The following is a 22990-nucleotide window of genomic DNA, read 5'->3' on the forward strand; positions in this document are numbered from 1 at the left end:
ATATTTCCCTCCCTTGACACCTTACCATACGTAATTTTTCAATGTTAGTCTTTTTTGCGATGCTAAAAACACTACTATAATTTAACACAACTAAAAAGAGAATGCAACACTGTAGAAAAAAGAAATCAAGAAAAATTACTTGACACTATATGTAAGTGAAGAAAAGTTGAAATCAAGAAAATTTGCTTGACATATTATAGTGGTACATGTTGTATAATAACAATGGACTATTTTGCTCATCATAGAAAAGTGTAGTATAAAACATAAAATATGAGAGTGAAAAGAAAGAACGATGGAATTTTCTTTGAAAAGATTATATGATAGTAACTAAAGTAGTCTAGCTCACTTTCACCATTTATGAAGGGGGAAACGAGATGTCAATTGAAATTAAAACGAAGTACGGTCAAATTGATATTAGTACAGATGTAATTGCAACAATTGCTGGAGGTGCCGCGGTAGATTGCTACGGTATCGTAGGTATGGCATCAAAAAATCAGTTAAAAGATGGATTAACAGACATTTTACGAAAAGAAAACTTCACTAGAGGTGTTATTGTTCGTAAAGATGAAGATGAAGTACATATTGATATGTATATTATTGTGAGCTATGGTACGAAAATTTCAGAAGTAGCACATAACGTGCAGACGAAAGTGAAATATACATTAGATCAAACTGTAGGACTAGCAGTAGATTCTGTAAACATCTACGTACAAGGAGTTAAAGTAATAAACTTGTAATGTGCATTAAGGAGGAAAATCTGTGTCAATTCAAAAAATTGATGGGAAACGTTTATCACAAATGATCATGCAAGGAGCGAATAATTTAACAAATAATGTTCAGCTTGTTGATGCATTAAACGTATTTCCAGTTCCAGATGGCGATACCGGTACAAACATGAACTTATCAATGACTTCAGGCGCACGTGAAGTGAAAGCAAATCCTTCACAGCACGCTGGTAAAGTCGGTGTAAGTTTAGCCAAAGGATTATTAATGGGAGCTCGTGGTAACTCTGGCGTTATTTTATCTCAGTTATTCCGTGGTTTTTCAAAATCCATTGAACAAAAAGAAGAATTAACAACAGTTGATTTTGCTGCAGCTTTAGATGCTGGGGTAGAAGCGGCTTACAAAGCGGTTATGAAACCGATTGAAGGAACGATTTTAACGGTTGCAAGAGAAACGGGTAAATATGCAGTGACAGTTGCGAAAAAACAGCGCGACTTTGTTTTGTTTATGGAAGACGTTGTGAAAGAAGCCAATGCATCGTTAAATCGTACGCCAGATTTATTACCTGTATTAAAACAAGTTGGCGTTGTAGATAGCGGTGGTAAAGGTCTTGTTGTTGTATATGAAGGATTTTTAGCTGACTTAAAAGGAGAAACAATTTCTTCTGATGTGTCTGCCCAACCATCTATGAATGACATGGTACGCGCAGAACATCACCGTAGTGTACAAAGCCAATTGAGTACAGAAGATATAAAGTATGGATATTGCACGGAATTCATGGTGAAATTAGAGCCTGAAAAAATGAAGGAACATAATTTCTCTGAACAAAAATTCCGTGAAGATATTAGTGTATACGGAGATTCACTACTTGTTGTATCAGATGATGAGGTTGTTAAGGTTCATATTCATGCGGAACATCCTGGAGATCCTATGAATTATGGGCAACGCTATGGTAGTTTAATTAAGATTAAAGTAGAAAATATGCGTGAACAGCATACCGCTTTATTAGATGAACCTACTATGGTTCCTGAGCAAACAACTCAATCGAAAGAAAAACAACCATATGGTATCGTAACTGTAGCTATGGGATCTGGTATTAAAACTTTATTTGAGAGCATTGGTGCAACGAAAGTAATCGAAGGTGGCCAAACGATGAATCCGAGTACGGAGGATATTGTGAAGGCGATTGAAGAGGCGAATGCTGAAAAAATCATCATCTTACCAAATAACGGAAACATCGTGATGGCAGCAGAACAAGCAGCGTCAGTTGTTGATCAAGAAGTTATTGTTATTCGTTCAAAAACAGTTCCTCAAGGTATGGCTGCAATGTTAGCATTTAATCCAGTTGGAACGTTGGAAGAAAATGAAGAAAACATGAAAGAAGCTTTATCTCATGTGAAAACGGGTCAAATTACGTATGCTGTTCGTGATACGGAAATTGACGGTGTAGCAATTCAAAAAGACGATTTCATGTGCATTGCAGATGGAAAAATCGTATCAACAAATGCTGAAAAAGTAGGAGCTGCAAAGCAATTATTAGAAGCATTGATTGATGAAGAGTCTGAAATCGTAACGATTCTACAAGGTGAAGATGCAACTGATGAAGAAGTAGCTGAGTTAGTTGCATTTGTAGAAGAGAAATTTGAAGATGCTGAAGTAGAAGTGCATGCTGGGAATCAACCAGTGTATTCTTTCATCTTCTCTGTAGAATAAAAAAGATTCGTTTTGAAAATAAATGGATCACTTACTTGCTAATGGATCAGAAGTAGTAATGTGAACGTTATTACTAGTTTTTATTCAAAAGGCTAGCATATGGAATAAAGAAAAGAGCCTTGCTGCTAATAGTGAGGCTCTTTTTTACTTGTTGTGTATATAAGGGATTTGAGTAGTTTCTCTTAGAATGCCTATGATAGAATATATAAGGTGAAAGATAGCGATTGCAGATGTTAATTGATACTCAAATAGAGTGTAACAAAGAAAATAATGTGACGGAGTGTGAGAATCTTGAATGAAGTTGTACAAGTTCCTGTTACAGATGTAAAGGGAATCGGAGGAGAAACATCTGAATTACTACACGAGATGGGAATTTATACAGTTTCTCATCTATTAGAGCATTTTCCGTACCGTTATGAAGATTATGCGATGAAAGATCTTGCTGAAGTAAAGCATGATGAGCGTGTAACAGTTGAAGGGAAAGTTCATAGTGCTCCGTTACTACAATACTATGGTAAGAAAAAATCACGTCTTACAGTTCGTGTTCTCGTCGGTCGTTATTTAATTACGGCTGTATGTTTTAATAGACCTTACTATAAGCAAAAGTTAAATTTGGATGAAACGGTAACGATTACTGGTAAATGGGATCAACATCGTCAAACAATTGCTGTATCAGAGCTTCATTTTGGACCGGTTGTTCGTCAACAAGAAGTAGAGCCTGTATATTCAGTGAAAGGAAAGCTTACAGTAAAACAAATGCGCCGTTTTATTGCACAAGCGCTAAAGGAGTATGGAGATTCTATAGTCGAAGTGCTACCAGATGGTTTGTTAAATCGGTATAAATTATTACCACGTTATGAAGCACTCAGGGCGTTGCATTTTCCGGTAGGGCAAGAAGATTTAAAGCAAGCTCGTCGCCGTTTTGTATATGAGGAGTTTTTCTTATTTCAGCTAAAAATGCAAACACTAAGGAAAATGGAGAGAGAAAATTCAAAAGGTACGAAGAAGGAAATCCCGTCAACAGAATTACAAGAATTTATCGATGCACTTCCGTTTCCGTTAACTGGTGCACAGCGCCGGGTTGTAGATGAAATTTTAAAGGATATGACATCTCCTTATCGGATGAACAGGCTGTTGCAAGGTGACGTTGGTTCTGGGAAAACAGTTGTTGCTGCGATTGGTCTCTATGCCGCAAAATTAGCTCATTATCAAGGTGCTTTAATGGTTCCTACAGAAATTTTAGCCGAACAACATTATCAGTCGCTTGCGGAGACGTTTTCTCATTTCGGTATGACGGTTGAACTGTTAACGAGTTCGGTTAAGGGTGCGAGACGTCGGGAAATTTTGGCGAGATTAGAGCAGGGAGAAGTAGATATCCTTGTTGGGACGCACGCTTTAATTCAAGATGAAGTTATATTTCATAGGTTAGGTCTCGTTATTACCGATGAACAGCATCGATTTGGTGTAGCGCAGCGCCGGGTTTTACGTGAGAAAGGTGAAAGTCCAGATGTATTGTTTATGACGGCAACCCCAATTCCGCGAACGTTAGCTATTACGGCATTTGGAGAGATGGACGTTTCTATTATCGATGAAATGCCAGCTGGTAGAAAGGTAATCGAAACGTATTGGGCAAAACATGATATGTTAGACCGTGTTCTCGGCTTTGTGGAGAAAGAGATAAAAAAAGGAAGACAGGCATATGTTATTTGTCCTCTTATTGAAGAGTCTGAGAAACTTGATGTACAAAATGCTATCGATTTACATAGTATGCTGACTCATCATTATCAAGGTAAGTGCCAAGTTGGATTAATGCATGGGAGACTATCATCTCAAGAAAAAGAAGAGATAATGGGACAGTTTAGTGAAAATAAAGTGCAAATTCTTGTTTCGACAACAGTTGTTGAAGTAGGTGTGAATGTACCAAATGCGACTGTTATGGTTATTTATGACGCGGAGCGTTTCGGTTTATCGCAGCTTCATCAGCTCAGGGGGCGTGTTGGGCGTGGTAGTGAACAATCATATTGCTTATTAATTGCAGACCCGAAATCAGAAACTGGAAAAGAAAGAGTGCGTATTATGACTGAAACAAATGATGGATTTGTATTGTCAGAAAAAGATTTAGAGTTACGAGGTCCTGGGGATTTCTTTGGAAGTAAGCAAAGTGGTTTACCAGAATTTAAGGTTGCTGATATGGTACATGATTATCGGGCGTTAGAAACAGCGAGACAAGATGCGGCGATACTAGTTGATTCAGAAGCGTTTTGGCATAATGATCAGTATGCTTCGTTGCGTACTTATCTTGACGGAACAGGTGTGTTCCAGGGAGAGAAGCTCGATTAAAAGTAGTCTGCAAAAGTTTTTGTTGCATTCTACTTTTAATGATTATATACTACTGTTAGTACCTAGTCATAAAAATGGATGGTGCGGTATGAAAAAGAGAAGAAGTAAAAAAGAAAGACAAGAATTATTACAACAAACAATAGAAACGAATCCTTTTATAACGGATGAAGATTTAGCAGAAAAATTTCAAGTGAGCATACAGACTGTTCGTCTGGATCGTATGGAGTTATCTATTCCTGAATTGAGAGAACGAATTAAGCATGTGGCTACAAAACAACATGAAGAAGATGTGAAATCTTTACCGTTAGAAGAGGTTGTCGGAGAAATTATCGATATAGAATTAGATAGACATGCGATATCTATCTTTGAAGTAAAGGTAGAACATGTATTTAAAAGAAATCAAATTGCTCGTGGGCATCATTTGTTTGCGCAAGCAAACTCACTAGCTGTTGCAGTTATTGATGAAGAATTAGCTTTAACTGCAAAGTCTACCATTCGATACATTCGTCCTGTAAAATTAGGAGAACGTGTAGTTGCAAAAGCGCGCGTTGAAGATGTAGAGAATGATAAAGGACGGACGGTTGTCAAAGTGCGTAGCTTTGTTGGAGAAGAACTTGTTTTTACAGGCACTTTTGAAATGTATCGATCTAGTAATAATAGTGAGGAAGGTAACAACTTATGAAAATCGCAATAGATGCAATGGGCGGAGATCACGCTCCAAAGGCTGTAGTATTAGGAGCAATGAAAGCTATTAAGGAATATTCAGATTTACATATTACGTTAGTAGGGAAAGAAGCAGAAATCCGTCAATACTTAACGAGTGAAGAGCGAATTACTATCCTTCATACAGACGAAAAAATTGAATCGACAGATGAACCAGTAAGGGCGGTTCGTCGAAAAAAACAAGCTTCAATGGTACTAGCAGCGCAGCAAGTGAAAGATGGTATTGCAGATGCTTGTATATCAGCAGGTAGTACAGGGGCTTTAATGGCAGCAGGATTATTTGTTGTCGGTCGTATGGAAGGAATTGAACGACCAGCTTTATCACCGACAATGCCAACTGTTGATGGAGAAGGTTTTGTTATGTTAGATGTTGGAGCAAACGTTGATGCAAAACCAGTTCATTTATATCAATATGCAGTGATGGGTTCTGTTTACGCAGAGAAGGTAAGAGGAATTAAAAACCCTCGTGTTGGACTTTTAAATGTTGGAACAGAGGATGGAAAAGGAAACGAGCTTTCAAAACAGGTCTTTGCTATGCTCAAAGATGCACCAATTAATTTTGTTGGAAACGTTGAATCAAGAGATTTATTGCAAGGTGTAGCAGATGTTGTTGTGTGTGATGGTTTTACAGGGAACGTAGCTCTAAAATCACTAGAAGGAACAGCACTTGCGCTATTCTCTATGTTAAAAGAGCAATTAATGAGTTCGTTTACGAGCAAATTAGCAGCAGCGGTATTAAAACCAAAACTTATGGTATTAAAAGATAAAATGGATTATTCGGAGTATGGAGGAGCGGCATTGTTTGGATTGAAAGCTCCTGTCATTAAGGCTCACGGTTCTTCAAATGACCAATCGATATTTAGTGCGATTCGTCAAACGAGAGAAATGGTAGCGAAAGAAGTAATTCCTACAATTTCAAGTGTAATGGAGAAGGAGCCGCTTCAATAAGAGGAGGATTTGAAATGGGAAAAATAGCATTTCTTTTTCCGGGCCAAGGTTCACAGGCAGTTGGAATGGGTAGACAGTTAGCGGAGAATAATAACGAGGTTGCGAAAGTGTTTGCGAAAGCAGATGAGGTGTTACACGATTCACTTTCAGAGGTGATTTTTGAAGGGCCGCAGGAAAAGCTTACATTAACGACAAATGCACAACCTGCATTATTAACAACGAGTTTTGCTATTTTGACAGCTTTGAAAGAGTATGACATTACACCTGATTTTGTAGCAGGACATAGTTTAGGTGAATATAGCGCTCTTGTGGCAGCTGGTGCTATAACTTTTGAAGATGCTGTATATGCTGTAAGAAAACGTGGCGAATATATGGAAGAAGCCGTTCCTGGTGGGGAAGGGGCAATGGCAGCTATTTTAGGTGCTGATCCAGATATGTTGAAACGAGTTACAGAAGAAGTAACAAGTGAAGGGTATGCAGTACAGATTGCAAACATGAATAGTACGAAGCAAATTGTAATTTCTGGAACAAATCAAGGGGTAGAACTTGCTTCTCAAAGAGCGAAAGAAAATGGTGCTAAAAGAGCAATTCCGCTTAAAGTAAGTGGACCATTTCATTCCTCTCTTATGAAGCCAGCTGCTGAGAAGTTTCAAAGTGTGTTAAATGAAATTACAATTCAGGATACGAATATTCCTGTTATAGCAAATGTTACAGCAGATGTTATTACACGTGGTGCAGATATTCAAGAGAAGCTAATTGAACAACTGTATTCACCTGTTTTATGGTACCCATCTATTGAAACTATGGTGAAACAAGGTGTGGATATATTTATTGAAATTGGACCTGGAAAAGTACTTGCTGGGCTTATGAAGTCGATTGATTCATCAGTGAAAGCATATGCCATATATGATGAAGCGACATTAAAAGATACCATTTCAAATTTGAGAGGAGAAAACTGATGTTAAAAGGGAAAGTAGCATTAGTAACTGGTGCTTCACGTGGAATTGGTCGCGCGATTGCAATCGATTTAGCGAAACAAGGGGCAAATGTAGTAGTAAATTATGCTGGTAATGAACAAAAGGCGAATGAAGTAGTAGATGAAATCAAGAAATTAGGTTCAGATGCAATTGCGGTAAGAGCAGATGTTGCAAATGCTGAAGATGTTACAAATATGGTGAAACAAACAGTAGATACATTTGGACAAGTCGATATTCTTGTAAATAACGCTGGCGTAACAAAAGATAATTTATTAATGCGTATGAAAGAAGAAGAATGGGATACAGTTATTAATACAAACTTAAAAGGTGTATTCTTATGTACAAAAGCAGTATCTCGTTATATGATGCGCCAACGTCATGGTAGAATAATAAATATTGCTTCTGTTGTTGGTGTTGTAGGAAATCCAGGGCAGGCTAATTATGTTGCTGCTAAAGCTGGTGTAATTGGATTAACAAAAACATCAGCAAAAGAATTAGCAAGTCGAAATATAACTGTAAATGCAATTGCTCCTGGATTTATTGCAACTGATATGACGGACGTATTAGATGAAAATATAAAAGGTGAAATGTTAAAAGTTATTCCGGCTGCACAGTTTGGTGAAGCGCAAGATATCGCGAATGCTGTAACGTTTTTTGCTTCGGATCAAAGCAAATATGTTACAGGACAAACGTTAAATGTTGATGGCGGAATGGTAATGTAATAAAAGAATCGATTTCATCTAGTTTTTTTAGACAATATTTAATATAATATTTGAGGGGAGGTGAATGGAATGGCAGATGTTTTAGAGCGTGTAACAAAAATCATCGTTGATCGTTTAGGTGTAGAAGAAACTGAAGTAGTACCAGCTGCAAGCTTTAAAGAAGATTTAGGCGCAGACTCCCTAGATGTAGTAGAACTTGTAATGCAATTAGAAGATGAATTCGAAATGGAAATTTCTGATGAAGATGCTGAAAAGATTGCTACTGTTGGCGATGCTGTGACTTACATAGAGAGTCATCTATAATGCTTAAGTGAAGTCCCGTTATTTAGCGGGGCTTTCTCGGCTTATATCTGGAGGGACCTATGCCGTACCGAAAATATAGAGAAAAAAAATACGAAACAAAATATCGTGAAGCGTTTAAAGTGTTTCAAGAAAAGATAGGTATTACGTTTACAGATGAAAAATTATTGACTCAAGCATTTACGCATTCATCGTATGTGAATGAGCATCGAAAAAAACCGCATGAAGACAATGAGCGTCTCGAATTTCTTGGAGATGCAGTATTGGAACTTACTGTATCGCAGTATCTGTTTCAAAAATATCCGACAATGAGCGAAGGAGAGTTAACAAAACTACGTGCAGCTATTGTATGTGAGCCATCTCTTGTTCGTTTTGCAAATGAGCTGTCATTTGGAAGCCTTGTTTTATTAGGGAAAGGTGAAGAAATGACAGGTGGACGTGAACGACCAGCTTTATTAGCGGATGTCTTTGAAGCGTTTATTGGTGCCCTTTATCTTGATCAAGGGCTAGAAACAGTTTGGGGATTCTTAAAAGAAATTGTGTATCCGAAAATTAATGAAGGTGCTTTTTCTCATGTGATGGATTATAAGAGTCAATTGCAAGAATTGATCCAGCGTGATGGTAGTGGCAACATTGAGTATCAAATTTTGCAAGAAAAAGGACCAGCCCATAATCGAGAATTTGTGTCACGTGTTACATTAAATAATGTAGCGTTAGGTCTTGGTAGTGGTAAGTCGAAAAAAGAAGCAGAGCAACAAGCTGCTGCAGAAGCATTGAAAAAATTAAAAGAACAACTATAAGGAATCCCCCTTTGAATAGGGGGATTCCTTATGCATAGAATGAAACTTTTCTTTTGTAGATAAATGAAAGGAAAGTAAATCCGTATTATAGCTTGGTTTCGTACAGACAACGTATATAACAACGGAGAATAGGAGGAAGACCTTTCGTGTTTTTAAAAAGATTAGAAATAGCAGGATTTAAATCTTTTGCTGAGCGTGTATCTGTCGATTTTGTTCCAGGTGTTACGTCTGTAGTAGGGCCTAATGGGAGCGGGAAAAGTAATATTACTGATGCAATTCGCTGGGTACTTGGTGAACAATCTGCAAAATCATTACGTGGTGCAAAGATGGAGGATGTTATTTTTGCCGGTAGTGAAACGAGGAGAGCGGTTAATGTAGCTGAAGTAACATTAACTTTAAATAATGAAGATCAACGTTTACCGATTGAATATAACGAGGTGAGTGTAACGCGCCGTGTATCTCGTTCAGGTGATAGTGACTTTTATATAAATAAACAATCTTGTAGATTGAAAGACATTATCGATTTATTTATGGACTCTGGCATGGGAAGAGAAGCCTTTTCAATTATTAGTCAGGGGAAAGTGGAAGAGATTTTAAGTAGTAAATCAGAAGAACGTCGCGGTGTATTTGAAGAAGCGGCAGGTGTGCTGAAATACAAACTTCGTAAAAAGAAAGCTGAAGGGAAATTAGCGGATACACAAGAAAACTTAAATCGTGTACAAGATATTATTCATGAATTGAGTATTCAAGTAGAACCGTTAGAGAGACAAGCTTCTATTGCGAAAGATTATCTCGAGAAAAAAGAAGAGTTAGAGAAAGTAGAAGCTGCGCTTATTGTACATGAAATTGAAGAATTGCATGAGAAATGGGAAGCGCTTCGAAGTCAGTTTGGGCATAATAAAAACGAAGAAGCTAAAATGTCAACGCATTTACAAAAAAGTGAAGAAGAGCTTGAGGAATTACGTGGACAATTACAAGCGGTAGATGAGTCTGTAGATTCCTTGCAAGAAGTTCTTCTTCTTTCTAGCAAAGAGCTAGAAAAATTAGAAGGACAACGTGAGCTGTTAAAAGAGAGGAAGCAAAATGCTACGACGCATTGTGCACAACTTGAACAGTTAATTGTTGAATTGACAGAAAAAGCTAAAAGTTATGATGGTGAAATTGAATCAAGTACAGAAGTGTTAATGCAATTTGTAGATCAAGTAAAAGAATTGGAGAGAAATTTGCTTGATAATGAACAACTGCTTGCAACTTTTGCGGATAATTTAGAGGAACAGATTGAAAATTTAAAAGGGGATTATATTGAACTTTTAAATCAACAAGCTAGTCAGCGTAATGAATTATCTATGATTGAAGAACAGTCTAAACAGCAAAACTCTAAAAATGAACGTCTTGATGAAGAGAATGCGAAATATGTAGAAATGCGTATGGAAATCACAGCTAAAAAGACGAAACTTGTTGAAAGTTATGAACAAGTGAAAGAAAAAATAGCTGGTATCATTTCGAACATACAGAAAACAGAAGCGGCGCTTGGGAAATGTAAGGCGCAGTATAGTGAAAATGAAACAAAACTGTATCAAGCATATCAATTTGTACAACAGGCGCGCTCACGAAAAGAAATGCTAGAAGAGATGCAAGAGGACTATTCTGGTTTCTACCAAGGTGTACGTGAAGTATTGAAAGCTAGAGAAAATAGGTTGCAAGGTATCGAGGGTGCTGTTGCGGAACTGTTAACGGTACCGAAAGAATATGAAGTTGCAATGGAAATCGCTCTAGGTGCAGCAATGCAGCATATCGTTGTACAAACAGAGGAACATGCTCGTAATGCAATTGCATTTTTAAAGCAGAATAAACATGGACGTGCAACGTTTTTACCGCAAGCTGTTATTAAAAGTAGATCGTTATCATTTGAACAGTTACGTGTTGTGAATCAACATCCATCGTTTGTAGGAGTAGCGGCAGAACTTGTGCAGTACAATAATAAATACGAGAATGTCGTTTCGAGCCTATTAGGTACAGTTGTTGTTGCGAAAGATTTACGCGGTGCAAATGAATTAGCGAAACAATTACAATATCGCTATCGTATTGTAACACTTGAAGGTGACGTAGTGAATCCTGGGGGTTCAATGACTGGTGGAGCTGTAAAACAGGCGAAATCTTCTTTATTAGGACGTCAGCGTGAACTTGAAGAATGGACTAAAAAGCTCACTGATATGGAAGAAAAAACAACGAAGCTAGAAAACTTTGTTAAAGCAGTAAAGCAAGAGATTCAAGAAAAAGAAGTACAAATACGCGAACTACGCCAAGGTGTAGAAACTGAGCGTGTAGATGAACAAAAATTAAGAGAAGAAATTAATCAATTAGAATTAGAAGAACATCGAATTAATGATCGCTTATCTATATACGACTTAGAGATAGAAGGATTTTTACAAGATCAAGTGAAAATGCAAGGACGTAAAGGAGAGTTAGAAAAGATTTTAGCAACTCTTCAAGCAGAGATTTCGGAATTAGATAGCAAAATCGTCGCGTTAACGAAACAAAAAAGCGAGCAACATTCTTCAAAAGAAAAAGTTCAGAAGGAAATGACTGAGCTGAAAGTACAAGCGGCTGAACAACAACAACGTTTGTCTAATCAAAAAGAAAAAGTTGAACGATTAACGAAGGAAAAAGAAGAAACTGATACAACACTTGTAAAAACAAAAGAAGATTTAGCATTCTTAAAGCAAGAAATGACATCTAATTCAAGTGGTGAAGAACAAATTACGAATATGATTGAGAAAAAAGCATATGATCGTAATCAAACTTCAGAATTAATTCGCTCTCGCCGTGAACAACGTGTATCATTACAAGAGAGAGTGGAGCATTTAGAACGCAATGTGAAGGAAACGTTAGGCAAGCATAAATATATTCTTGAGTTGTTGAAAGATCAAGAAGTGAAAATTAACCGACTTGATGTTGAGTTGGAAAATAGATTGCAACATTTACGTGAAACATATACGATTTCATTTGAAGCAGCAAAACTGAAGTATACAATGATGATGCCTGCAGAAGATGCGCGTAAAAAGGTGAAATTAATAAAACTATCCATAGAAGAGTTAGGTACAGTAAACTTGGGTGCAATTGATGAATACGAGCGAGTAGCGGAACGTCATACGTTCTTACTAGAGCAACGAGATGATTTAGAAGAAGCGAAAGCGACATTGCACCAACTTATTACTGAGATGGATGAAGAAATGAAAAAACGTTTTTCCACTACTTTTGAAGGGATTCGAACGGAGTTTCAATCTGTATTTACTGAATTATTCGGAGGCGGTAGAGCGGATTTAGTAATGACGGATCCTGGAGACATATTAAATACTGGTATTGATATTGTTGCACAACCACCAGGAAAGAAATTGCAGAACTTAGGTTTACTGTCAGGTGGAGAACGTGCTTTAACGGCAATAGCGCTTTTATTTGGTATTTTAAAAGTACGCCCAGTACCATTCTGTGTACTAGACGAAGTAGAAGCGGCTCTAGACGAAGCGAATGTTGCTCGTTTTGCGCAATATTTAAAGAAATTTAGTGATGAGACGCAGTTTATTGTAATTACACACAGGAAAGGTACAATGGAAGAGTCTGATGTATTGTATGGTGTAACGATGCAAGAATCAGGTGTATCTAAGCTTGTTTCTGTTCGTTTAGATGACGGGGAAGAACTTGTGGCGAGTAAATAGGAAGGATGGGAAGCATGAGCTTTTTTAAAAAACTTAAAGAAAAAATTTCAAAACAAACGGATACAGTAACAGAGAAATTTAAACACGGATTGGAAAAAACGAGAAATTCATTTGCGGATAAAGTAAATGATTTAGTCTATCGTTACCGTAAAGTGGATGAAGATTTCTTTGAAGAGTTAGAAGAGATTTTAATCGGCGCAGACGTAGGGGTTTCGACTGTAATGGAATTAATTGATCAGTTGAAAGAAGAAGTGCAGCGCCGAAATATTCAGGACCCAAAAGAAGTACAAGCTGTTATTTCGGAAAAGTTAGTTGGCATTTATAAAGGTGACAGCGACTTTAGTAATGAAATCAATATGCAAGAAGATCAATTAACAGTTGTTTTATTTGTAGGTGTTAACGGTGTAGGGAAAACGACGACAATTGGTAAACTGGCACATAGATTTAAATCAGAAGGTAAGTCAGTCCTATTGGCAGCAGGAGATACGTTCCGTGCTGGCGCGATTGAACAATTAGAAGTATGGGGCGATCGCGTTGGTGTAGAAGTCATTAAACAAGGGTCTGGTTCTGACCCTGCAGCGGTAATGTATGACGCTGTACAAGCTGCAAAAGCGCGTAAAGTAGATGTATTACTATGTGATACAGCAGGACGTTTGCAAAATAAGGTGAACTTAATGAAAGAGTTAGAGAAAGTGAAGCGTGTAATTGAGCGTGAAGTACCAGGAGCTCCTCATGAAGTGTTACTAGTTATTGATGCAACAACAGGTCAAAACGGTTTAAGTCAAGCGAAAACATTCCGTGAAGCAACGAATGTTACTGGTATTGTTTTAACGAAGTTAGATGGAACTGCTAAAGGTGGTATCGTATTAGCAATTCGTAACGAAATGGATGTACCGGTGAAATTTGTTGGCTTAGGAGAGCAAATGGATGATCTGCAGCAGTTTGATCCAGAACAATATGTGTATGGTTTATTTGCAAATTTAGTGGAAACAGAAGAAGTATAAATGAAAGAAGCGGTATTACCGCTTCTTTTTCTATAAAAAATAAGTGATGTTAAGAAAAAAACTTGACACTCTTTTATACTCCATGTAAACTAATTGATGTAAAGGGAAATCACTTAACAAAGGATGATCCAACATGCTCGAGAAAACAACGAGAATGAACTATTTATTTGATTTTTATCAATCGTTGTTAACGCAAAAACAAAGAAGTTATATGTCGCTTTATTATCTAGATGATTTATCTCTTGGTGAAATTGCGGAAGAATTTGATGTAAGTCGCCAAGCCGTGTATGATAACATTAAACGGACTGAAGCGATGCTTGAAGAATATGAAGATAAATTAGTATTACTTCAAAAGTTTCAAGAGCGACAGCGACTTGTTGCAAAGCTAAAACAGCTAATCAGCGAAGAAGAGCATGTGAATGAAGAAATGAAACAAGTTGTTGAAGCTATCGAAAAATTAGATTAGGAGGGCGGCAATATGGCATTTGAAGGATTAGCCGACCGACTTCAACAGACAATGCAAAAAATCCGCGGCAAAGGAAAAGTTTCTGAAGCCGATGTGAAAGAAATGATGAGAGAAGTTCGTCTAGCTCTTTTAGAAGCGGATGTTAACTTTAAAGTAGTAAAAGATTTTGTAAAGCGTGTGTCTGAGCGTGCTGTCGGACAAGATGTAATGAAAAGTTTGACACCTGGACAACAAGTAATTAAAGTTGTACAGGAAGAACTTACAGAACTTATGGGCGGAGAGCAAAGCAAAATTGCTGTTGCTAATAAGCCACCGACTGTTATAATGATGGTTGGTCTGCAAGGTGCGGGTAAAACGACGACAACAGGTAAGCTTGCGAATTTGCTTCGTAAAAAGCATAATCGTAAACCGATGCTTGTTGCAGCGGATATTTACCGTCCAGCAGCGATTAAACAGCTTGAAACATTAGGGAAGCAATTGGACATGCCTGTTTTCTCTTTAGGAGATCAAGTAAGTCCTGTTGAAATTGCGAAACAAGCGATTGCAAAGGCAAAAGAAGATCATCACGATTATGTTTTAATCGATACAGCAGGTCGCCTGCATATTGATGAAGAACTAATGGATGAATTAGCGAAAGTGAAAGAAGTTGCGAATCCGGATGAAATTTTCCTTGTTGTCGATGCGATGACAGGACAAGACGCGGTAAATGTTGCACAAAGTTTCCATGATCAGTTAGGGTTAACGGGTGTTGTATTAACGAAACTAGATGGTGATACGCGCGGTGGTGCGGCATTATCTATTAAGGCTGTAACAAATACACCAATTAAATTTGCTGGTATGGGTGAAAAACTAGATGCGATTGAAGCGTTCCATCCAGAACGTATGGCATCCCGCATTTTAGGGATGGGCGACGTCTTAACATTAATTGAAAAAGCGCAAGCTACAGTTGATGAAGAGAAAGCAAAAGAACTTGAGCAAAAAATGCGTACGCTTTCGTTTACACTTGACGATTTCCTAGAACAACTTGGACAAGTGCGTCAACTTGGACCACTTGACGAATTGTTAGGGATGCTTCCTGGTGCAAATAAAATTAAAGGGCTGAAAAATGCGCAAGTTGATGAAAAGCAAATTGGGCATATTGAGGCAATTATTCGTTCTATGACTAAATTAGAACGTGAACAACCGGAAATAATTAACGCTAGTCGAAAAAAACGCATTGCCAAAGGTAGCGGTACAACCGTACAAGAAATCAATCGTCTAATCAAGCAATTCGATGATATGAAGAAAATGATGAAAACGATGACTGGAATGCAAAAAGGTAAGAAAAAAGGACTAGGTGGAATGAAGTTTCCATTCATGTAAGAAAAAAAGATGGCTCTGTTAAGAAAAAATACTTTACAAAGCAATAGTCTTTTTGCTAATATAATTATCTGTGTGAAATAAATTCGGAGGTGCTTTATAAAATGGCAGTTAAAATTCGTTTAAAACGTATGGGAGCTAAAAAAACTCCTTTCTATCGTGTAGTTGTTGCAGATTCTCGTTCTCCTCGTGACGGACGTTTCATTGAGGAAATCGGTACTTATAATCCGGTTGCTCAACCAGCTGAAGTTAAGATCAACGAAGAAGCAGCATTAAAATGGTTAGGAAACGGTGCTAAACCATCTGATACAGTTCGTAACTTATTCTCTAACCAAGGTATCATGGAGAAATTCCACTTATCTAAACAAGGTAAGTAATTGAGGCAATGACTATGAAGAAGTTAGTCGAGACGATTGTCAAGCCTCTTGTCGATCATCCTGAAGATGTAAAAGTTACACAGGAACTTTACAACGGAGAGATAAAGTATCGATTAACTGTACATCCTGAGGATGTTGGAAAAGTCATTGGTAAGCAAGGGAGAGTTGCGAAAGCGATTCGAATGCTCTTGTATTCAGTGGGACATCATAATGATGAAAAAGTAACACTGGAAATTCAATAAACGTAAAAAGGGCGAGGAGTTATATCCTCTCCCTTTTTTAACATTTAAAGAGAAGTTGCATGTTCCATATGTGAAATGGAGATGCTTAATTTATATAGAAACCAGGGGTGACATACTATTTATGACAAAATGGTTTAATGTAGGGAAAATTGTAAATACTCATGGCGTAAGAGGAGAAATTCGTGTTATTTCTCGTACTGATTTTCCGGAAGAGCGATATAAAGTAGGAAACACTCTATACATATCGAATGAGAAAAGTACAGACTTCCTTCCGGTGAAGGTAACTTCTCATCGTCAACATAAGACATTTGATTTATTAACATTTGAAGGATACAACAATGTAGATGAAGCAGAAAAGTTTAAAGGCTCTTTAATAAAAGTACCAGAAGAGCAGTTAGGCGAACTTGCTGAAGGTGAATACTACTACCATGAAATTATTGGTTGTAGTGTTGTAACGGAAGAAGGAGAAGCGTTAGGAACGATTAAAGAGATTCTATCTCCTGGTGCAAATGATGTTTGGGTAATTAAACGTCCAAAGGGCCAAGATCTTTTAATTCCTTACATTGATGATGTTGTACTTCAAGTTAATATTGAAAATAAATTAGTAACCATTCATGTAATGGAAGGGCTACTATAATGAAAATTGATATTTTAACGTTGTTTCCAGACATGTTTACCGGTGTATTTGGGTCTTCCATCTTAAAGAAGGCGCAAGAAAAAGAAGCGGTAAGCCTTCGTGTTGTTAACTTTCGTGATTATACAACGAGTAAGCATAATAGTGTAGACGATTACCCTTACGGCGGAGGTGCTGGTATGGTGCTTACTCCTCAGCCTATTTTTGATGCGGTGGAAGATTTAACGAAAGAAACAGAGCGTAAGCCGAGAGTTGTCTTAATGTGTCCGCAAGGGGAAAGATTTACTCAGAAGAAAGCGGAAGAGCTTGCAGAGGAAGAACATTTAATCTTTGTATGTGGGCATTATGAAGGATATGATGAACGAATTCGTGAGCATCTCGTAACCGATGAGATTTCTATTGGTGACTACGTATTAACAGGTGGAGAATTAGCCTCTATGGTTATTACTGATAGTGTAGTACGTCTCCTGCCAGGCGTACTAGGAAATCATGCTTCACAAGTGGAAGATTCGTTTAGTACAGGGTTATTGGAACATCCACATTATACACGTCCTGCTGATTTTCGTGGTATGAAGGTACCAGATGTTTTAATGTCAGGAAATCATAAAAATATTGATGAATGGCGCCATAAAGAATCCTTGCGTCGTACGTACACACGTAGACCGGATTTATTGGAAGAAAGAGAATTATCTAAGCAAGAAGAGAAATGGTTGGAACAGATTAAAGAAGAACGATAAGGGCTTCATATATTTTCTATTGCAACAGTCCTAGCAATATGCTATTATAACATTTGTGCTACTGAAATCAGTAGCCGTATTAACGATGTTCCGCTGTAATTTAATAAGACTTTATAAGAGCATCTGTTTAAAGGAGAGAATTTAATATGCAACAATTAATCGCAGAAATTACAAAAGGCCAATTAAAAACTGACCTTCCTTCATTCCGTCCTGGAGACACTTTACGTGTACACGTAAAAGTAGTTGAGGGAACTCGTGAAAGAATTCAGCTTTTCGAAGGTGTTGTAATCAAACGTCGTGGTGGCGGAATCAGTGAAACATTCACAGTTCGTAAGATTTCTTACGGTGTAGGTGTTGAGCGTACATTCCCAGTTCACACGCCAAGAATCGCGAACATCGAAGTACTTCGCCGTGGTAAAGTACGTCGTGCTAAGTTATACTACTTACGTAACCTTCGCGGTAAAAAAGCACGTATTAAAGAAATTCGATAAGACATGTATGGGAGCTTGTAAATGCGCAAGCTCCCTTTTTCCAATCTATATAAAATTTTGGTATAATACGAGCAGCTTACATAACCGTGGAGGGGAAATACATGAAAAAAGAGACGAGTTCACTTTGGGAATGGATCAAAGCAATTTTGATTGCTGTTGTATTAGCTGGTGTTATTAGACAGTTTTTCTTTGCACCAATTCTCGTAGATGGGGTATCAATGGCGCCAACTTTACATGATCGAGATCGAATGATTGTAAATAAAATTGGTTATCACATAGGAGACCCAAAACGCTTCGATATTATCGTATTCCGCGCAACGGAAGATAAAGATTATATTAAGCGTATTATTGGCCTGCCAGGCGATGAAATAGAGTATCGGAATGACAAACTATATGTTAACGGAAAGGTTTATGAGGAGCCGTATTTAGATAAGCAGAAAAAACAGCTTGCTGATGGACCGCTTACATATGATTTTACTCTTGAAGAAATGACGGGAAAGAAAACTGTTCCAAAAGATCAATTATTTGTTTTAGGGGATAATCGTCGTTTTAGTAAAGATAGCCGTTCGATTGGTACGATTTCAATGGATCAAGTACTTGGTAAAGCCAATATGCTATATTGGCCGTTAAAAGATGCACGTATTGTGAAATAAATGAAAAAGAAGGTGGCAACATGGTAATTCAATGGTTTCCAGGGCATATGGCTAAGGCTAGACGCCAAGTAACAGAAAAATTAAAATTAATTGATGTTGTAATTGAACTTGTAGATGCTCGATTACCATTATCATCTCGAAACCCGATGATTGATGAGATTATTACACATAAGCCAAGGCTTGTTGTTTTAAATAAAGCGGATATGGCAGATGATCGTCTAACGAAAGAATGGATTGCATATTTTAAAGAAAAAGGGCATATGGCAATTTCAATTAATGCACAAGCTGGACAAGGTATGAAGGAAATTACTGCGGCTTGTAAAGTGCTTGTTAAAGAGAAGTTTGATAAGATGGTTGCGAAAGGGATTAGACCGAGAGCAATTCGTGCTTTAATTGTCGGTATACCGAATGTTGGTAAATCTACGTTAATTAATAAATTGGCGAAGAAAAACATTGCTAAAACAGGAGATCGTCCAGGTGTGACAACAGCTCAACAATGGATTAAAGTTGGGAAAGAAATGGAACTGTTAGATACACCAGGTATTTTGTGGCCTAAATTTGAAGATCAATTAGTGGGTCTTCGTTTAGCGACAACGGGTGCAATTAAAGATTCAATTTTAAATTTACAAGATGTAGCTGTTTATGCATTACGTTTTATGGAGAAACACTATCCAGAACGTTTAAAAGAGCGATATAATTTAGATGAAATTCCAGAAGATATTGTAGAGTTATTTGATGCAATTGGAAAATACAGAGGCTGTTTAATGGGCGGCGGAATGATTGATTATGATAAAACATCTGAACTGGTACTTCGTGAACTTCGCGGTGGAAAACTTGGTAAAATGACGTTTGAAACACCAGAAGAGTTTGTGGAGCAAGTAGAAGAGGTAGAGAAAATAGAAGAAGTATAAGACGTGCGTTTGTACGTCTTTTCTTTTTGTATACGTTTATAAAGGAGTGTACTTATATGCAAAAAATGACAATACAAGAAGCGGAGAATTTACTGCAAGAAATTATGAGTGAAGAAGATGATCGCTTTCAAATGTTAATGAAAGATGAACGAAAGGGCATTCAAAAACTTATTTTGAAGTGGTACAAACAAAAAGAGTTAGCACAAAAGGAAAAAGAAAAATTTCTAGAAATGTCTAAGTATGAAAATGCGTTACGTGAAAAAGGAATCACATATATTGCTGGCATTGATGAAGTAGGGCGTGGACCATTAGCTGGGCCCGTTGTGACGGCAGCTGTCGTTCTTCCAGATGATTTTTATATTCCAGGGTTAGATGACTCAAAAAAGCTGAGTGAAGCGAAGCGAGAGCGTTTTTATGATGAAATAAAAGCACAAGCAATTGCGATTGGAGTTGGAATTGTATCACCGCAAGTCATAGATGAGATAAATATTTATCAAGCGACGAAACAAGCGATGTTAGATGCTGTTGCGAATTTATCTTGTACACCACAATATTTATTAATTGATGCGATGAAGCTTCCTACATCAATTCCACAAACATCCATTATTAAAGGTGATGCGAAAAGTGTTTCTATTTCAGCTGCATCTATTATCGCGAAGGTGACGAGAGATCGTATGATGAAAGAGCTTGGGGAAAAGTATCCTGCATATGGATTTGGACAACATATGGGGTATGGAACGAAACAGCATTTAGAAGCGATTGAAGCGCATGGAGTATTAGAGGAACACCGGAAATCATTTGCGCCAATTAAAGATATGATTCAAAAATAAGCTGTGAATATACAGCTTATTTTTTTATTTTGGTATATGAACATTATTATTTTCGAAAAAGAATAAAGCGATTTCAGTTTTCTGACACTTTATTGTAGACAGCGTGCCAATCATCTTATACAATGGCAATGTAATGTTTTTTAAACATTAAAAAACTTTTCGAGTAAAACAGGAAAACAGGGGAGGATGGGACCATGAATATCCATGAGTACCAAGGTAAGGCAGTCCTTAAAAGCTATGGGGTTAGCGTTCCGAACGGGAAAGTTGCATTTACAGTAGAAGAAGCTGTAGAAGCAGCGAAAGAATTAGGAACGGATGTATGTGTAGTTAAAGCGCAAATTCACGCTGGTGGACGCGGCAAAGCTGGCGGTGTAAAAGTTGCGAAAAATTTAGAAGAAGTTCGTACATATGCAGAAAGCATTTTAGGAACTACACTTGTAACGCATCAAACAGGTCCTGAAGGTAAGGAAGTAAAACGCTTACTTATCGAAGAAGGTTGCGATATTAAGAAAGAATATTATGTAGGTCTAGTGTTAGATCGTGCAACTTCTCAAGTTGTTTTAATGGCATCTGAAGAAGGTGGAACAGAAATTGAAGAAGTAGCAGAAAAAACACCTGAAAAAATCTTTAAAGAATATATTGATCCAGCAGTAGGTTTACAAGGTTTCCAAGCGCGTCGAATCGCATTTAACATCAATATTCCAAAAGAGCTTGTAGGACAAGCTGTGAAGTTTATGATGGGCTTATATCGTGCGTTTATTGAAAAAGATTGCTCTATTGCTGAAATTAATCCACTTGTTACAACAGGTGACGGTAAAGTAATGGCGTTAGATGCAAAATTAAACTTTGATTCTAATGCATTATATCGTCATAAAGACATTTTAGAGCTTCGTGATCTTGATGAAGAAGATTCAAAAGAAGTTGAAGCATCTAAATATGACTTAAACTACATTCCTTTAGATGGAAATATCGGTTGTATGGTAAATGGTGCAGGTTTAGCGATGGCTACAATGGATATCATTAAACATTACCATGGTGACCCAGCTAACTTCTTAGATGTTGGTGGCGGTGCAACGGCTGAAAAAGTAACAGAAGCATTCAAAATTATCCTTTCTGACAAAAATGTAAAAGGTATCTTCGTTAACATTTTTGGTGGCATTATGAAGTGTGATGTTATCGCAGAAGGTGTTATTGAAGCAACGAAGCAAGTAGGTCTTGAATTACCTTTAGTTGTACGTCTTGAAGGTACAAACGTAGAATTAGGTAAGAAAATTTTAAATGAGTCTGGCTTAAATATTGTTGCAGCAGAATCTATGGCAGACGGTGCACAGAAAATTGTTTCACTAGTGGGCTAATAGAAAGCGGGGGAGAAAAATGAGCGTATTAGTTAATAAAGATACAAAAGTTATTGTTCAAGGTATTACTGGTTCTCAAGGATTATTCCATACAAAACAAATGATTGAATACGGTACGAAAATTGTCGGTGGTGTAACACCTGGTAAAGGCGGCACTGATATTGAAGGTGTACCAGTATTTGATACAGTAGAAGATGCTGTGAAAGCAACAGGCGCAAACGCTTCAGTTGTATACGTTCCACCCGCTTTTGCTGCTGATGCAATTATGGAAGCAGTTGATGCGAAGATTGATTTAGTAGTATGTATTACTGAAGGAATTCCTGTATTAGATATGGTTAACGTAAAGAGATATATGGCTGGTAAACATACACGTTTACTTGGACCAAACTGCCCAGGTGTCATTACACCTGATGAATGTAAAATCGGTATTATGCCAGGATACATTCACAAAAAAGGTCATGTAGGTATCGTATCTCGTTCTGGTACATTAACATATGAAGCTGTACACCAGTTAACACAAGAAGGTATTGGCCAATCTACTGCTGTAGGTATCGGTGGGGACCCTGTTAACGGTACAGACTTTATTGATGCGTTAAAAGCATTTAATGAAGATGAAGAAACACATGCTGTAATTATGATTGGTGAAATCGGAGGTACGGCAGAAGAAGAAGCAGCTGAATGGGTAAAAGCTAATATGACAAAACCAGTTGTAGGCTTCATTGGTGGCCAAACAGCGCCTGAAGGCAAACGTATGGGTCATGCGGGGGCAATCATTTCTGGCGGCAAAGGAACTGCTGCTGAAAAGATTAAAACAATGGAAGCTTGTGGTATTAAAGTGGCTGAAACACCAGCTGTTATGGGTGAAACGTTAATCTCTGTTTTAAAAGAAAAGGGATTATTTGAAACTTGTAAAAACTATTAATCTTTTTGAAAGGCACCTTCTTATTTGAGGGTGTCTTTTTACAATTT

Annotated in this window: 23 protein-coding genes; all 23 read left to right on the forward strand. The window is 37.5% G+C overall.

Going from position 1 to position 22990, the window contains the following annotated elements:
• Positions 1-374: 374 nt before the first annotated feature.
• A complete protein-coding gene (locus tag ACS2MN_RS19030; protein WP_000021109.1) occupies positions 375-737 on the forward strand; it encodes an Asp23/Gls24 family envelope stress response protein in 363 nt (120 codons plus the stop codon).
• 22 nt (positions 738-759) lie between these two features.
• Positions 760-2436, forward strand: a complete 1677-nt coding sequence (locus tag ACS2MN_RS19035) for a DAK2 domain-containing protein (RefSeq protein WP_000027119.1) — start codon at positions 760-762, stop codon at positions 2434-2436.
• Between the two features lie 291 nt (positions 2437-2727).
• The gene (gene recG / locus ACS2MN_RS19040) at positions 2728-4776 is read left to right on the forward strand and encodes an ATP-dependent DNA helicase RecG (protein WP_346994734.1); all 2049 of its coding nucleotides are present in this window, start codon (positions 2728-2730) and stop codon (positions 4774-4776) included.
• An 88-nt stretch (positions 4777-4864) separates the two neighbouring features.
• Positions 4865-5458: a transcription factor FapR gene (fapR, locus tag ACS2MN_RS19045; RefSeq protein WP_000747351.1), complete on the forward strand. Its 594-nt coding sequence runs from the start codon at positions 4865-4867 to the stop codon at positions 5456-5458.
• Positions 5455-6447: a phosphate acyltransferase PlsX gene (gene plsX / locus ACS2MN_RS19050; RefSeq protein WP_000684090.1), complete on the forward strand. Its 993-nt coding sequence runs from the start codon at positions 5455-5457 to the stop codon at positions 6445-6447. Before fapR ends, plsX begins: the two co-directional genes overlap by 4 nt.
• Before the next feature lie 14 nt (positions 6448-6461).
• A complete protein-coding gene (gene fabD / locus ACS2MN_RS19055; protein ID WP_000515915.1) occupies positions 6462-7406 on the forward strand; it encodes an ACP S-malonyltransferase in 945 nt (314 codons plus the stop codon).
• Positions 7406-8146 (forward strand): 3-oxoacyl-[acyl-carrier-protein] reductase, encoded by a 741-nt coding sequence (gene fabG / locus ACS2MN_RS19060; RefSeq protein ID WP_000911780.1) that lies wholly within the window; start codon positions 7406-7408, stop codon positions 8144-8146. The genes fabD and fabG overlap by 1 nt, the downstream gene beginning before the upstream one ends.
• Positions 8147-8215: 69 nt before the next feature.
• A complete protein-coding gene (acpP, locus tag ACS2MN_RS19065; protein WP_000786062.1) occupies positions 8216-8449 on the forward strand; it encodes an acyl carrier protein in 234 nt (77 codons plus the stop codon).
• A gap of 59 nt (positions 8450-8508) precedes the next feature.
• Positions 8509-9246 (forward strand): ribonuclease III, encoded by a 738-nt coding sequence (gene rncS, locus ACS2MN_RS19070; protein ID WP_001146877.1) that lies wholly within the window; start codon positions 8509-8511, stop codon positions 9244-9246.
• Positions 9247-9392: 146 nt separating this feature from the next.
• Positions 9393-12962 (forward strand): chromosome segregation protein SMC, encoded by a 3570-nt coding sequence (gene smc / locus ACS2MN_RS19075; protein WP_087950650.1) that lies wholly within the window; start codon positions 9393-9395, stop codon positions 12960-12962.
• Between the two features lie 14 nt (positions 12963-12976).
• Positions 12977-13966 (forward strand): signal recognition particle-docking protein FtsY, encoded by a 990-nt coding sequence (gene ftsY, locus ACS2MN_RS19080; RefSeq protein ID WP_000007643.1) that lies wholly within the window; start codon positions 12977-12979, stop codon positions 13964-13966.
• A gap of 133 nt (positions 13967-14099) precedes the next feature.
• The gene (locus ACS2MN_RS19085) at positions 14100-14432 is read left to right on the forward strand and encodes a putative DNA-binding protein (RefSeq protein WP_000891061.1); all 333 of its coding nucleotides are present in this window, start codon (positions 14100-14102) and stop codon (positions 14430-14432) included.
• A 12-nt stretch (positions 14433-14444) separates the two neighbouring features.
• Entirely contained in the window at positions 14445-15794 is a 1350-nt protein-coding gene (gene ffh, locus ACS2MN_RS19090; protein WP_000863463.1) for a signal recognition particle protein, read from the forward strand.
• A 101-nt stretch (positions 15795-15895) separates the two neighbouring features.
• A complete protein-coding gene (gene rpsP, locus ACS2MN_RS19095) occupies positions 15896-16168 on the forward strand; it encodes a 30S ribosomal protein S16 (RefSeq protein ID WP_000268750.1) in 273 nt (90 codons plus the stop codon).
• 14 nt (positions 16169-16182) lie between these two features.
• A complete protein-coding gene (locus ACS2MN_RS19100; protein ID WP_000737399.1) occupies positions 16183-16410 on the forward strand; it encodes a KH domain-containing protein in 228 nt (75 codons plus the stop codon).
• Positions 16411-16531: 121 nt separating this feature from the next.
• Positions 16532-17047 (forward strand): ribosome maturation factor RimM, encoded by a 516-nt coding sequence (gene rimM / locus ACS2MN_RS19105; protein ID WP_000170280.1) that lies wholly within the window; start codon positions 16532-16534, stop codon positions 17045-17047.
• Positions 17047-17781 (forward strand): tRNA (guanosine(37)-N1)-methyltransferase TrmD, encoded by a 735-nt coding sequence (trmD, locus tag ACS2MN_RS19110; protein WP_000686906.1) that lies wholly within the window; start codon positions 17047-17049, stop codon positions 17779-17781. The genes rimM and trmD overlap by 1 nt, the downstream gene beginning before the upstream one ends.
• A gap of 146 nt (positions 17782-17927) precedes the next feature.
• Positions 17928-18272, forward strand: coding sequence for a 50S ribosomal protein L19 (gene rplS, locus ACS2MN_RS19115; RefSeq protein WP_001186517.1), 345 nt, complete (start codon positions 17928-17930; stop codon positions 18270-18272).
• Between the two features lie 101 nt (positions 18273-18373).
• A complete protein-coding gene (lepB, locus tag ACS2MN_RS19120; protein WP_000712442.1) occupies positions 18374-18925 on the forward strand; it encodes a signal peptidase I in 552 nt (183 codons plus the stop codon).
• Between the two features lie 20 nt (positions 18926-18945).
• Positions 18946-19836 carry a ribosome biogenesis GTPase YlqF gene (ylqF, locus tag ACS2MN_RS19125; RefSeq protein ID WP_000236689.1) on the forward strand — a complete coding sequence of 297 codons (891 nt, stop codon included), beginning with the start codon at positions 18946-18948 and terminating at the stop codon, positions 19834-19836.
• A 56-nt stretch (positions 19837-19892) separates the two neighbouring features.
• Complete coding sequence (locus ACS2MN_RS19130) at positions 19893-20666, forward strand: ribonuclease HII (protein ID WP_001171132.1); 774 nt, start codon at positions 19893-19895, stop codon at positions 20664-20666.
• Positions 20667-20860: 194 nt separating this feature from the next.
• Positions 20861-22021, forward strand: coding sequence for an ADP-forming succinate--CoA ligase subunit beta (gene sucC, locus ACS2MN_RS19135; protein ID WP_001020779.1), 1161 nt, complete (start codon positions 20861-20863; stop codon positions 22019-22021).
• A 19-nt stretch (positions 22022-22040) separates the two neighbouring features.
• Positions 22041-22943 carry a succinate--CoA ligase subunit alpha gene (gene sucD, locus ACS2MN_RS19140; protein WP_000115185.1) on the forward strand — a complete coding sequence of 301 codons (903 nt, stop codon included), beginning with the start codon at positions 22041-22043 and terminating at the stop codon, positions 22941-22943.
• The last annotated feature ends 47 nt before the right edge of the window (positions 22944-22990 follow it).

This window comes from Bacillus cereus group sp. BceL062 (assembly GCF_051780025.1).
In the GTDB taxonomy this organism is placed as follows: domain Bacteria; phylum Bacillota; class Bacilli; order Bacillales; family Bacillaceae_G; genus Bacillus_A; species Bacillus_A toyonensis.